The organism is Pseudomonas sp. IT-93MI4, from assembly GCF_949767635.1.
Lineage (GTDB): Bacteria > Pseudomonadota > Gammaproteobacteria > Pseudomonadales > Pseudomonadaceae > Aquipseudomonas > Aquipseudomonas putida_A.
Genome location: NZ_CATKPP010000033.1, coordinates 60,312 through 73,144, shown reverse-complemented (window position 1 = coordinate 73,144; position 12,833 = coordinate 60,312). Strand labels below are relative to the sequence as shown.

Genomic DNA, 12,833 nt, shown 5'->3' with positions numbered 1-12,833 from the left:
AAAAAGGAGTATGAACAGATGGCAACACGTGAAACCGGCAATGTGAAGTGGTTCAACGACGCCAAGGGCTACGGCTTCATTCAGCGCGACGACGGGGTGGACGTGTTCGTGCACTACCGCGCGATCCGTGGCGAAGGGCATCGCTCGCTGACTGAAGGTCAGCAGGTTGAGTATGCGGTGATTACTGGCGAGAAGGGTTTGCAGGCTGAGGATGTGGTCGGTCTGTAACACAACCCTCCAAAACATCCCAAAACCACTGTGGGAGCGGGCTTGCTCGCGAATGCGTCGTGTCATTCAGCACATGTGTAGCTGATACACCGCATTCGTCGGAACGCCGCCCGGAGCAAGCCCGCTCCCACATTTGGATCTGCGTTGACTGTTGTTACGCGGTTTTCCAGGTGATCTCTTCTTCACCGTCGGCGCTGATGCGAATCCAGCGATCAGCCGTTTCCTCACCCTCTTCCTCGACCCACGTTCCCGGTGCGCAACGCACTTCGACGTTCAGCGCGGCGAAAGCTGCACGGGCGCAGGCGATGTCGTCGTCCCATGGGGTCGCATCGCTTTCCAGGTACAGGCTGTTCCACTTGCCCACGGCTTTCGGCAACCAGGTCACCGGGATGTTGCCGGCCTTGCACTTGTAGGTCTGGCCTTTCTGTACCCAGTCGCTGCACTGGCCCAGAGCCTCACCGAGCCAGGCGGAAATTGCCTTGTGGTCGACGTCGGCGTCTTTCAGGTAAATCTCGATATCCGGTTGGCGCATGGATGTCCTCACTGCGGGTCTGAAAAATCCATTCGCGGATTTAGCCGGCCCCGGGCACTTGCCCGAGACCAAAAGTTATTGAAGAACGAAATAATCGTAGCGCATCGATACGGTGGTCACGAACGGCTCGGCCTGTTCGATCACGGCGGCGCGGCGTTCGGCACTGGCGCGCCAGCCGTGGGGCGTCATCGCCAGCAGGTTGGCGCGATCCTCGGGCTTGTCCAGCGTCAGTTTGAATTCCAGGGTTTCGCTGTGCGCCAGCGCCATGCCTTCCGGCACCAGGGCCAGATGCTTGTCGTCGGTGTATTCGCGCACTTCGTCGTACAGACGTTCGCGCAGTTCCATCAGGTGGCCGCTGGTCGGGCCGACCTTCATCAGGCCGCCGCCGACGCTGAGCAGGCGCTTGGCTTCTGCCCAGTCCAGAGGGCTGAAAACGCTGGCGAGAAACTGGCAACTGCCCGACGCCAATGGCACGCGGGCCATGCTGGCGATCAACCAGGTGATTGCCGGATTACGCTTGCAGGCGCGTTTGACCGCCTCGCGGGAGATGTCCAGTGCGTAGCCATCGGCGTCCGGCAGGGCATCGGCGATCTGTGCGGTGTAGTAACCCTCGCCACAGCCGATATCGACCCAGCGCGCTGGCGCATAACTCGCCGCCAGCTCGGCCAGACGCTTGGCCACCGGCGCGTAATGCCCGGCATTCAGGAAGTCGCGGCGCGCCTCGACCATCGCCTGATTGTCGCCAGGGTCACGGCTGTTCTTGTGCTGCACCGGCAACAGATTCAGGTAGCCCTGACGCGCACGGTCGAAGCGGTGGCCTGCGGGGCAGACCACGCCGTTGTCGACGCTGTTCAGCGGTTCACTGCAGATCGGGCACGCGAGCATCAGGCGAGCAACTTGATCAGGGTCTGGTAGTAGATCTCGGTCAGCACGTCGAGATCGGCCGCCAGCACACGCTCGTTGACCTGGTGGATGGTCGCGTTGACGGGGCCCAGTTCAACAACCTGCGTGCCCATGGTCGCGATGAAGCGGCCATCGGAAGTGCCGCCGCTGGTCGACGCCTTGGTCTCACGGCCGGTGATGTCCTTGATGCTCGACGACACCGCGTCGAGCAGCGCGCCCGGCTCGGTGAGGAACGGCAGACCGGACAGCGCCCAGTCGATGTGCCAGTCCAGATCGTGTTTGTCGAGGATGTCGGCCACGCGTTTCTGCAGGCCTTCGACGGTGGATTCGGTGGAGAAGCGGAAGTTGAACACCGCCACCAGATCACCCGGGATCACGTTGGTCGCGCCGGTGCCGGAGTTGAGGTTGGAAATCTGGAAACTGGTCGGCGGGAAGAAATCGTTGCCGTGATCCCAGTGCTCGGCGGCCAGCTCGGCCAGCGCCGGAGCGGCGAGGTGGATCGGGTTCTTCGCCAGATGCGGGTAGGCCACGTGACCCTGCACGCCGCGCACGGTGAGCTTGGCGCCCAGCGAGCCGCGACGACCGTTTTTCACCACGTCACCGACCAGCGTGGTGCTCGACGGTTCGCCGACGATGCACCAGTCCAGACGTTCTTTGCGCGCCACCAGACGTTCAACCACCGCTTTGGTGCCGTGGTGCGCCGGGCCTTCTTCGTCGCTGGTGATCAGGAACGCGACCTTGCCCTTGTGGTTCGGGTAGTCGGTGACAAAGCGCTCGGCGGCGACGGTCATCGACGCCAGGCTGCCTTTCATGTCCGCCGCGCCGCGACCGCAGAGCATGCCGTGTTCATCGATCACCGCGTTGAACGGGTCGATCTGCCAGGCGGTCACCGGACCGGTCGGCACCACGTCGGTGTGGCCGGCGAAGCACAGCACCGGGCCGTCGTCGTTGCCGTGGGTGGCCCAGAAGTTATCCACGTCCTCGATGCGCATCGGCTCCAGGGTGAAACCGGCATCGCCCAGGCGCTGCATCATCTGCTTCTGGCAATCGGCGTCGACCGGCGTCACGGACGGACGGCGGATCAGGTCGATGGCGAGTTGAAGGGTCGGCGAAAGGTCGGCGTGGGCCGTCATGGAAAACTCCGGAGTCATGAATGTGGGCGCGGACTATCAATGTGGGAGCGAGCCTGCTCGCGAATGCGGTGTGTCAGTCAACATAATCGGTGAATGTTACAAAGCCTTCGCGAGCAGGCTCGCTCCCACAGGGATTAGAGGAGTGCCCCGCAAAATGGCGGTTATCTTAAAGCAAAACGGCGACCATTGGCCGCCGTTTAGTGGATCAAAGAGGAATTAGACGACAGGCGCCGGTTCAGGCGCTGTCGCAGGTTTTGGCAGCGACGAGAGGAACGCCATGATCAGCGCGGCCAGGTACGGCAGCGACTGCACCAGCAGCATCGCCACCCAGAAGCGCATGTCGTTGCTCGGAATGCCCTGCACCAGGTAGATCCCCAGCGCCGCGCCCCACAACAGCAGCATGATGAACAGCTCTTCCCGCGCTTCGGAAATCGCCACCCAGAAGCCATGGTTGTCGGCGTTTTTCGGCGTGCGGAAGAACGGAATGCTGCTGGTGAAGAAGCCGTACAGCACCGCTTTGGCGATGGTGTGCGACAACGCCAGGCCAGCCAGTGCGGCGCAGAACGCATCTTTGAGGTTCACGCCGACGGCGCGACGGTAGAGGAAGATGATCTTGCCGACCTTGAACACGAACAGCGCCAATGGCGGGATTGCGAAAATCAGCAGCGGCGGATCGACCCGTTGCGGCACGATGATCATCGCCGCCGACCACAACAGCGCGCCGACGGTGAAGAAGATGTTCATGCCGTCCGCGACCCACGGCAACCAGCCCGCGAGGAAGTGGTAACGCTGGCCACGGGTCAGTTCGGTGTCCTTGCCGCGCAGCAGGCTGCGGGTGTGACGCTTGATGATCTGGATTGCGCCGTAGGCCCAGCGGAAACGCTGCTTCTTGAAGTCGATGAAGGTGTCCGGCATCAGACCCTTGCCGTAGCTGTCGTGGTAATACGCCGCCGACAGGCCTTTTTCGAACACGCGCAGGCCGAGTTCGGCGTCTTCACAGATGCACCAGTCGGCCCAGCCCAGCTCTTCCAGAACCGAACGCCGGGTCATGGTCATGGTGCCGTGCTGAATGATCGCGTCGCGGTCGTTACGGGTGACCATGCCAATGTGGAAGAAGCCCTTGTATTCGGCGTAGCAGAGCTTCTTGAAGGTGCTTTCGTTCTGGTCGCGGTAATCCTGCGGCGACTGCACCACGGCGATTTTCGGATCGGCGAAGTGCGGCACCATGTGCTTGAGCCAGTTCGGATGCACGCAGTAGTCGGAGTCGATCACCGCAATCACTTCGGCGTCCTTGGCGGTGTGCGGAATCAGGTAGTTCAGCGCACCGCCCTTGAACCCGGCTAGCGGTGATACGTGGAAGAACTTGAAGCGCGGGCCGAGGGTTGCGCAGTAGTCGCGCACCGGCTCCCAGACGGCCGGGTCTTTGGTGTTGTTGTCGATGATCAGGACTTCATAGTCCGGGTAATCGAGGGCGGCCAGGGCATCAAGGGTCTGTTTGACCATCTCCGGCGGCTCGTTGTAGCAAGGGACGTGGATCGAGACTTTCGGCCTGTAGTCCGAGTCGCCCACCACCGGCAGGAATTCACGCCGGCGCTTGTGGGTCCAGACCGCTTCGGCCAGTTCATGCGCCTCGGTCAGCAACACGATAAACACCCCGAGCGCACCCAGCGCCAGGAGGAAACCCACCGTCAGGCTGAACCACGTGCTGTATTGCTGGCTGTAGTCGTAACCGATCCACACCAGCACCGAACCGCAAAGGAACGCGATAAAGGTCAGGAAGGTGCGGCCACGCTGGCGCAGGGCCGAGCCGTCGATCATCAGCAGGGTCAGCGACAGCAGCGCCAGCACCACCGAACCGATGGCCAGCACGCGCCATTGCGGGATGGCGACCACCGGGCCTTCGAAGTTGAATTTCTGCTGGCGCGCGGCGTTGAACACGCCCCAGTAGGCGCCCACCGAACCTTCGTCACTGGCCTTCCACGGCTGGTCGAAGGCTTCGATCACGAAGTAGTTGAAGCCCTGACGGTTGAGTTTGTTGACCAGCGTACGCAGATAGATAGCCTGATCCGCCGGCGACGCATCGGCGCCACCACGCATGCGACCGTTGCTCGGCCAGCCGACTTCGGACAGCAGCAACGGTTTTTTCGGGAACAGCTTTTTCAGGTCACGGGCGCGGTCGAAGACGAACTGTCCGGCCTTGTCCACGGGGATGAATTCCCAGTAAGGCAGGACGTGCGCAGCGATCAGGTCAACGTGCTTGGCCAGTTCCGGGTGTTCTTCCCAGACGTGCCACTGCTCGGAGGTGGTCACCGGCACTTTCACCGCCGCGCGCACGCGATCCAGCAGCACGCTCAGTTGCTCGGCGGTGATTTCCTTGCGGAAGATCGCCTCGTTACCGACCACCACACGAACCACGCTGCGCGAAGTATTGGCCAGTTCGATGGCGCGCTGGATCTCGCGCTCGTTGCGTTCCTGATCGGGGCTGATCCAGATCCCGAGGGTCACGCGCAGACCGAACTCTTCCGCCAGTTTCGGGATGTCCTGCAGCGAACCGTCGACCGAGTAGATGCGGATGTTGTCCGTCAGCTTGCTCATGATCTCCAGGTCACGGCGCATTTCGTCGTCAGTCGGATACTGATCCTTCTGTGGGAATTGGCCCTGCTGGAATGGCGAATAAGAGAAACCGGAGATCTGCTCCGGCCAGTTGGGCGCGGAGACCGGGCGATTGATCAGCGCCCAGAAACCGGTGAACAGGGCGGCGATTGCCAGAACCACCACCAGGTTGAGACCAAATTTACGCGATGACATAGCTATTTCGGGTTCCAAAGGCTGTGGAACGAAGGAACGGATCGGCTTACGCCAAAAGGGCGCGAATCCTACACCGGCAGTTCACTGCTCGTACACCGGGCAGGAAAATGCCCGACATTGGGCAGTCCAACCTGATTTAAGTTCTTTAGTAACAGCTTGTAAGAGAAAACTTTGTTGTTTAGTTATAGCAATTCCCAGTGGCGAGGGAGCTTGCTCCCGCTGGACTGCGAAGCAGGCCGCTTTTCAAGGGCCGCTTCGCGACCCGGCGGGAGCAAGCTCCCTCGCTACAAGGTTCGTGCAAACGGCTGCGTTCACCGTTCATAGCGTCAAAGATGCTCTTGGCCGCCGACGGCCCTATAATGCGCGCCGGTTTTTGGGGTAATGGTCATGAGTACAGAAGATCCGCGGTTTGCAGGCATCGCCCGTTTGTATGGCATCAAGGGCCTTGAGCGCCTGCGTGCGGCCCATGTGGCGATTGTCGGCGTCGGTGGCGTCGGTTCCTGGGCGGCGGAAGCAATGGCCCGCTGTGGCGTCGGCGAGATTTCGCTGTTCGACCTCGATGACGTCTGCGTCAGCAACGCCAACCGCCAGTTGCACGCGCTGGACAGCACCGTCGGCAAACCCAAGGTCGAAGTGATGGCCGAGCGCCTGCGCGGGATCAATCCGGATTGCACCGTGCATGCGGTGGCGGACTTCGTGACGCGCGACACCATGGCCGAGTACATCACGCCGAACATCGACTGCGTGATCGACTGCATCGACGCGGTCAACGCCAAGGCTGCGCTGATCGCCTGGTGCAAACGCCGCAAGATCCAGATCATCACCACCGGCGGTGCGGGTGGGCAGATCGATCCGACGCTGATTCAGGTCTGCGACCTCAACCGCACGTTCAACGACCCGCTGGCCTCGAAAGTGCGTTCGACGTTGCGTCGCGACTATGGCTTCTCGCGTACCGTGACTCGCCATTACAGCGTGCCGTGTGTGTTCTCCACCGAACAACTGCGCTATCCGAAACCGGACGGCAGCATCTGTTTGCAGAAGAGTTTTGTCGGCGACGGGGTGAAGCTCGACTGCGCTGGCGGGTTTGGCGCGGTGATGATGGTCACGGCGACGTTCGGCATGGTCGCGGCGACCAAGGCGGTGGACAAGATTGTGGCGGGTGTGCGGCGGCCAGCGGATCGGGTGAAGCCTCAGGTTTGATTCTGGGGCTGATGGCCTCATCGCGAGCAGGCTCACTCCTACAGGGGGACGCATTCCAATTGTAGGAGTGAGCCTGCTCGCGATGGCTGCGAAGCAGCCGCTTTATTTAGCCAACTCATTCATCCGCTGGAGCACGGCATTCAAGCCATTACTGCGCGACGGCGACAACTGCCGCGAAAGTCCCAGCTGATTGAACCAATCGGGCAAATCCACCTGCCGCAACTCGGCAGCGCTTAAGCCGTTGACCCGCAACAGCAGCAACGCCACCAGCCCACGAATCATCCGCGCATCGCTGGCAGCGCTGAACTGCCAGTGACCGTCCTGCAACTCACCCACCAGCCACATTTGACTCTCACAGCCATGCACCCGGTTGGCTTCGCATTTGTCCGCGTCGTTCAGCGGCGGCAGACGATCGCCAAACTGCATGAGCAACCGCGCCCGTTGTTCCCAACCGGCGGCATTCTGAAAGGTCTGCAGCGCTTCGGCGGCGGCGAGCGGCAGGCTCATCGCAGCAACTCCAGGGCCTGATCCAGCGCTTCGAAGAAACGCTCCAGATCCTCGGAGTCGTTGTACAGCGCCAGTGACACGCGAATAGCCCCGGCCAGTTCGAAGCTTTTCAGCAACGGCATGGCGCAGTGATGCCCGGCGCGCACGGCGATACCTTGCTCGGTCAGCAAGTGCGCCAGATCGGCGTTGTGCACGCCCTCGACGACGAAACTCGCCAGCGCCAATTGCGGCTTGCCCAGCAGACGAATGCCGTTGCGCGCGGCCAGGCCTTGCAGCAGGTAAGCGTGCAGCGCAGCTTCGTGGGCCGACACCGCGTCCTGATCCAGGCCAGCCAGATAATCGAGGGTTGCGCCGAGGCCGATCACGCTGGCAATCGGCGGCGTGCCCGCCTCGAAACCCAGCGGGGCAGGGCGGAAGCGTGCATCGTGATAGTTGGCTTCCAGCACCATTTCGCCGCCGAACTGCCATGGCTGCAGTTGCTCAAGCGCCTTGTTGCGCCCGAACAGCACGCCGAGACCATCGGGGCCGTACAGCTTGTGGCTGGAAAACACATAGAAGTCGCAACCCAGCGCCTGCACGTCGTGGCGACCATGCACCACACCTTGTGCGCCATCGACCACGGTCAGCGCGTTGTGCGCCTTGGCCATCGCCAGCAGCGCCGGTAACGGTTGCCAGGCACCGAGCACGTTGGACAGCTGACTGACCGCCAGCAAGCGAGTGCGCGGGGTGATCAGACGCACAGCGGCGCCGAGGTCGATCACGCCGTCGGCGTCCAGCGGCAGGATCACCAGTTTCAGCTCGCGACGCTGCGCCAGTTGCTGCCACGGCAGCAGGTTGGCGTGATGCTCCAGGGCGCTGATGACAATTTCATCGCCCGGGTGGAAAAGATGTTCCAGGCCATAGGCCAGGAGATTCAGCGCACTGGTGGCGCCATGGGTGAAGATGATCTGCCCGCTGTCACCGGCATTCAGCCACTGGGCAACCTTGAGCCGACTGTCTTCGAACGCCTGCGTCGCGTGCGCGCCGGGCAGATGCTGCGCACGGTGCACATTGGCTGCGCCGTTGGCGTAGTAATGCGTCAGTGCGTCGAGCAGGGCCTGGGGTTTTTGCGTGGTGGCGGCGTTGTCCAGATAGGTCTGGTCTTGCCGTTGCAGGGCGGCGATGGCCGGAAAGTCGGCGCGCCAGGGGGAGGGAATCATCATCTGTTCAGCCTGTACACAAGACACTGTGGGAGCGAGCCTGCTCGCGAAGCTTTTTGCGACCTCAAGGACGCCTTCGCGAGCAGGCTCGCTCCCACAAGTGCCTGCGGCACTTAGTTGTGAGCGTGCAGCGCTTCGTTCAGCTCGATCGCCGATTTGTGGGTCTTGCACTCCACAGCACCGGTTTCCGAGTTGCGACGGAACAGCAGGTCAGTCTGACCGGCCAGTTCACGCGCCTTCACAACCTTGACCAGGTTGTTGTGCTCGTCCAGCAGCGCGACCTTGGTGCCGGCGGTCACGTACAGGCCCGACTCGACGGTGTTGCGGTCGCCCAACGGGATACCGATACCGGCGTTGGCGCCGATCAGGCAGCCTTCGCCCACCTTGATCACGATGTTGCCGCCGCCCGACAGGGTGCCCATGGTCGAGCAGCCGCCGCCCAGGTCCGAACCCTTGCCGACGAATACGCCAGCGGAAACGCGGCCTTCGATCATGCCCGGGCCTTCGGTGCCGGCGTTGAAGTTGATGAAGCCTTCGTGCATCACGGTGGTGCCTTCGCCCACGTAAGCGCCCAGACGCAGACGTGCCGCGTCAGCGATACGCACGCCGGCCGGCACCACGTAGTCGGTCATTTTCGGGAACTTGTCCACCGAGAACACTTCCAGCAGCTCGCCGCGCAGACGCGCTTCCAGTTGCATTTCGGCCAGTTCGCTCAGGTCGATTGCACCCTGGCTGGTCCAGGCCACGTTCGGCAGCAGCGGGAAGATACCGGCCAGGCTTACGCCGTGTGGCTTGACCAGACGATGCGACAGCAGGTGCAGCTTGAGGTACGCCTCAGGCGTCGAGGTCAGCTGTGCGTCTTCGGCCAGCAGGGTGGCGACCAGTGGCTTGTGGCTCTCGGCCAGACGGGTCAGCAGTTTGCCTTGAACGGCGTCGATGCCTTTGACCGCTTCAGCCAGTTGCGCAGCCTGCGCAGTGGTGAAGGTGATGGCCTGGTTGCCTTCGGTGTAACCGAGGATCGGCGCAACAGCGGCGACCAGTTCGGCCGACGGGTTGAGCAGTGGCTGAGCGTAGAACACTTCCAGCCAGGCGCCTTGACGGTTTTGCGTGCCGACACCAAAGGCGATGCTGAACAGAGAGTTGGACATGTGAATACCTCTAGCAATAAGTGACGGGCTGCTTACTTGAGTGCGGCCGCGTAGATGTCTGGCTTGAAGCCAATCAGGGTTCGGTCACCGAGATCGAGCACCGGGCGCTTGATCATCGAGGGTTGAGCGAGCATCAGTTCGATGGCTTTCGACTGGTCGAGATCGGCTTTACGTTCGTCGTCGAGTTTGCGAAAGGTCGTGCCTGCACGGTTCAACACCGTTTGCCAGCCGTGCTCGTCACACCATTGGGTCAGGTGCTCACGGTCGATACCGGCGGTTTTGTAATCGTGAAAGTCGTAGCTGACAGCGTGTTCATCGAGCCAGGTGCGCGCCTTCTTCATGGTGTCGCAGGCTTTGATGCCGAAAAGGTGCAACGTTTTACTTGAAACGGTCAAGGAATCGCCCCCTTTACAGGTGCTGGAAAAAAATGGTGTCGGATTATGCCATGACCAAAGCGTTTCGTCGGCCACGGTTGTCGTAACGCTGCAAAACCTGTGGGAGCGAGCCTGCTCGCGAAGGGGCCATGACAGGCAATATTTCTGTTGAAGGAGACACCGCATTCGCGAGCAGGCTCGCTCCCACAAGGGCAGTGAGACATAGGTGCAAACGCCAGACGCATCCTAAGCGGCTAATATGGCAGTTCAACGCTGTCGATTGTCTGAGATTTCCGCTTTATGCAAACCGCTTATACCGTCCTGATCCTGCTGATGCTGGTCAGCGTTTCGCGGCTGGTCGGACGGGTCATCCCGCTGCCACTGCCCCTCGTGCAAATCGCCGCCGGTGCCTTGCTGGCCTGGCCGACACTGGGCCTGCACGTCGCGCTGGACCCCGAATTGTTCCTGTTTCTGTTCCTGCCCCCGCTGCTGTTTTCCGACGGTTGGCGCATGCCCAAACGCGAGTTCTGGCATCTGCGCGGGCCGATCCTGACGCTGGCGGTTGGCCTGGTGCTGTTCACCGTGGTCGGCGCCGGGTACTTCATTCACTGGCTGTTGCCGAGCATTCCGCTGCCGGTGGCCTTCGCGCTGGCGGCCGTGCTCTCGCCGACTGACGCCGTGGCGGTCTCGGCGATCTCGCAGAACCGCTTGCCGACACCGCTGATGCACATCCTGCAAGGCGAGGCGTTGATGAACGATGCCTCGGGTCTGGTGACGTTCAAGTTTGCCTTGGTGGCGGCGGTGACCGGGGTGTTCTCGCTGGCCAATGCCAGCCTGACGTTCGTACTGGTGGCGGTCGGGGGCTTGGCCGTCGGCGTCGCGCTGAGCTGGCTGGTCGGGCGCTTGCGCGCGTGGATGATCGCCCGTGGCTGGGACGATCCGGCCACCCACGTGGTGTTCATGTTGCTGCTGCCGTTCGCCGCCTATGTACTGGCCGAGCGACTGGGCGCTTCGGGGATTCTTTCGGCTGTCGCGGCGGGGATGATGCAGAGCTGGCTCGATCTGCTGCCGCGGCAGACCAGCACCCGGCTACTCAATCGCAGCGTCTGGTCGCTGCTTGAATTTGCCTTCAACGGCCTGATCTTCCTGCTGCTGGGTCTGCAATTGCCGGACATCATCAAGGCCGTGGTCAGCCACGAACCGACGTTGTGGCCGACGCTGATGTATCGCGGCCTCGACGTGGTGGCAATTTTCCTTGCCCTGGTGCTGTTGCGCTTTATCTGGGTGCAGAGCATCTGGCGTTTGTCGGTGCTGCTGCGACGGCTGCGCGGCAAGGGCGACCTGACGCAAGTGCCGACCGCTCGATCTTGCTGGCTGCTGACTGTCGGCGGAGTGCGCGGGGCGGTGACGCTGGCCGGTGTGATGTCGGTACCGATGTTGATGGGGGCCGAGGCGTTCCCCGAGCGTGATCTGCTGATTTTCATCGCCGCCGGGGTGATTCTGTTGTCGCTGATTTGCGCCTGCATAGCCTTGCCGTTGCTGTTGCGCGGCATCGAGAAAAGCCCGGACGACAAGCGCCGCCAGGAAGTGCGCGACGCCTGGCGCAAGACCGCCGAGGCGGCGATCCATGCGCTGGAAACCGAAGAGGTCGGCCCGCAGGATGCGGCGCAGGCCGCACTCTCGGCGGAACTCAAGGCGCGGATCATGTCCGAGTATCGTCATCAGCTCGACGTGTTCAATGATTCGGCCGAAGCCCAGGCGCTGGCGTTCCAGATGGATCTGCTGGAACGCCGCTTGCGCTTGAAGGCGTTGCGGGCGCAGCGCCTGGAGTTGTATAGCCTCAGTCGTCAGCACCAGATCGGTGATGACGTGTTGCGTGAGGTATTGGGTGAGCTGGATTTGAGTGAGGCGAATCTGGGTCAGGTCAAATAGCCTGACACGGACCTGATGCGCTCACTCACTCGCGGGGCAGGGATAAGCGTTCGCCATGAAGATTTTGTCCTTTTCGCTGAGATCCAGATTAATGAAGAGCTGGAAGTCTCCGATGGTCCAGGACTGGCTGATGCGATAGTGCATGATCGACTTTGGATCGTATTCCGAATAAATGCTTTCGTCGGGATTGCCGCGGTCAAAGTACCAGTCGTGCAGGCGTTTGCGCGTCACGCTGGCCTGGGAGTCGTCTTCTTCCGGGTCGGCGGTGATTCCAAATTGTGCATAGATGGCTGGCTTGTCCCAGGGAATATCTGCCGTGGGATTGGTCTGTTCATGCTCCGCGCCCAGCATGTGACCGAACTCATGCATGACATTGGCTGCGAAGTAACGTGGCAGACTCGGATGCGGCCACAGTGTCATGGTCGGCTCATCGGGGTGTAGCAGAGCATCCGTACCTATCCGGGAGGAAAACGTTCCTTCCTGACTGAGTATGCGGATGTCGCCCACTTCACCTTCAACGAAATCGAATTTCAAGTTGATGTGCGGCAACCAGTTGCTGGCAGCGGCAATGGTCGCGTCCTTGAATTCCTGCGTACCGTTGAGGAAGGCGATGCGGAGAGTGCTGCCGGGAGTCCAGAATTTTGCCGGATTGTTTTTAGCCCACATTTTACTGAACCTCCGAAGTGCATTTGATGTTGCGGGAGGTGCGTGTGGTTTCGGTTTTTTTGTTTGGCTGAAGCCGGGTTGAGTGCATAACTGAACATCCATGTTTTCGTTCGTCATATGTAACTTCTCGGGCTGCTTTTTGTTCCCGGAAAGTCGCTTTGAATGAAGGATGCTAGTTGCTGCGCCTGAGCAGGTAAATTGGA

12 protein-coding genes are annotated in these 12,833 nt (G+C 61.4%); 3 read left to right on the top strand and 9 right to left on the bottom strand.

All coding sequences use genetic code 11. The features are described from left to right. Nucleotides 1–18: 18 nt before the first annotated feature. Nucleotides 19–228 (top strand): cold-shock protein, encoded by a 210-nt coding sequence (locus ACM6I7_RS14905; RefSeq protein WP_016771489.1) that lies wholly within the window; start codon nt 19–21, stop codon nt 226–228. Between the two features lie 154 nt (nt 229–382). Here the strand turns inward: ACM6I7_RS14905 and ACM6I7_RS14900 are convergent, their stop codons facing one another. The 4 genes from ACM6I7_RS14900 to ACM6I7_RS14885 form a co-directional block, all read right to left on the bottom strand. Continuing rightward, the gene (locus ACM6I7_RS14900) at nt 383–760 is read right to left on the bottom strand and encodes a hypothetical protein (RefSeq protein WP_414888803.1); all 378 of its coding nucleotides are present in this window, start codon (nt 758–760) and stop codon (nt 383–385) included. A 75-nt stretch (nt 761–835) separates the two neighbouring features. Beyond that, entirely contained in the window at nt 836–1,645 is an 810-nt protein-coding gene (locus ACM6I7_RS14895; RefSeq protein ID WP_135295051.1) for a putative RNA methyltransferase, read from the bottom strand. Further along, entirely contained in the window at nt 1,645–2,796 is a 1,152-nt protein-coding gene (gene dapE, locus ACM6I7_RS14890; RefSeq protein WP_414888802.1) for a succinyl-diaminopimelate desuccinylase, read from the bottom strand. Before dapE ends, ACM6I7_RS14895 begins: the two co-directional genes overlap by 1 nt. A 216-nt stretch (nt 2,797–3,012) precedes the next feature. Continuing rightward, the gene (locus ACM6I7_RS14885) at nt 3,013–5,604 is read right to left on the bottom strand and encodes a glycosyltransferase (protein ID WP_003222095.1); all 2,592 of its coding nucleotides are present in this window, start codon (nt 5,602–5,604) and stop codon (nt 3,013–3,015) included. Between the two features lie 381 nt (nt 5,605–5,985). On the opposite strand from ACM6I7_RS14885, the gene tcdA reads away from it, so the two are divergent. Next, a complete protein-coding gene (gene tcdA / locus ACM6I7_RS14880) occupies nt 5,986–6,804 on the top strand; it encodes a tRNA cyclic N6-threonylcarbamoyladenosine(37) synthase TcdA (RefSeq protein WP_414888801.1) in 819 nt (272 codons plus the stop codon). A gap of 102 nt (nt 6,805–6,906) precedes the next feature. On the opposite strand, the gene ACM6I7_RS14875 is transcribed toward tcdA, so the two are convergent. The 4 genes from ACM6I7_RS14875 to ACM6I7_RS14860 all read right to left on the bottom strand — a co-directional run bounded on the left by ACM6I7_RS14875 (nt 6,907) and on the right by ACM6I7_RS14860 (nt 10,053). Further along, nucleotides 6,907–7,311, bottom strand: coding sequence for a SufE family protein (locus ACM6I7_RS14875; RefSeq protein WP_414888800.1), 405 nt, complete (start codon nt 7,309–7,311; stop codon nt 6,907–6,909). Beyond that, nucleotides 7,308–8,513, bottom strand: coding sequence for an aminotransferase class V-fold PLP-dependent enzyme (locus tag ACM6I7_RS14870; RefSeq protein WP_223008229.1), 1,206 nt, complete (start codon nt 8,511–8,513; stop codon nt 7,308–7,310). The genes ACM6I7_RS14875 and ACM6I7_RS14870 overlap by 4 nt, the downstream gene beginning before the upstream one ends. 110 nt (nt 8,514–8,623) lie before the next feature. Continuing rightward, nucleotides 8,624–9,658, bottom strand: coding sequence for a 2,3,4,5-tetrahydropyridine-2,6-dicarboxylate N-succinyltransferase (gene dapD, locus ACM6I7_RS14865; RefSeq protein WP_003222105.1), 1,035 nt, complete (start codon nt 9,656–9,658; stop codon nt 8,624–8,626). 32 nt (nt 9,659–9,690) lie between these two features. Next, nucleotides 9,691–10,053, bottom strand: a complete 363-nt coding sequence (locus ACM6I7_RS14860) for an ArsC family reductase (RefSeq protein ID WP_003222107.1) — start codon at nt 10,051–10,053, stop codon at nt 9,691–9,693. Nucleotides 10,054–10,332: 279 nt separating this feature from the next. Here ACM6I7_RS14860 and ACM6I7_RS14855 point away from each other — a divergent pair, with 279 nt between their 5' ends. Further along, nucleotides 10,333–11,964, top strand: a complete 1,632-nt coding sequence (locus ACM6I7_RS14855; RefSeq protein WP_115988118.1) for a Na+/H+ antiporter — start codon at nt 10,333–10,335, stop codon at nt 11,962–11,964. 21 nt (nt 11,965–11,985) lie between these two features. Here ACM6I7_RS14855 and ACM6I7_RS14850 read toward each other — a convergent pair whose 3' ends face one another. Next, entirely contained in the window at nt 11,986–12,747 is a 762-nt protein-coding gene (locus ACM6I7_RS14850; protein WP_223849621.1) for a hypothetical protein, read from the bottom strand. Between the last annotated feature and the right edge of the window lie 86 nt (nt 12,748–12,833).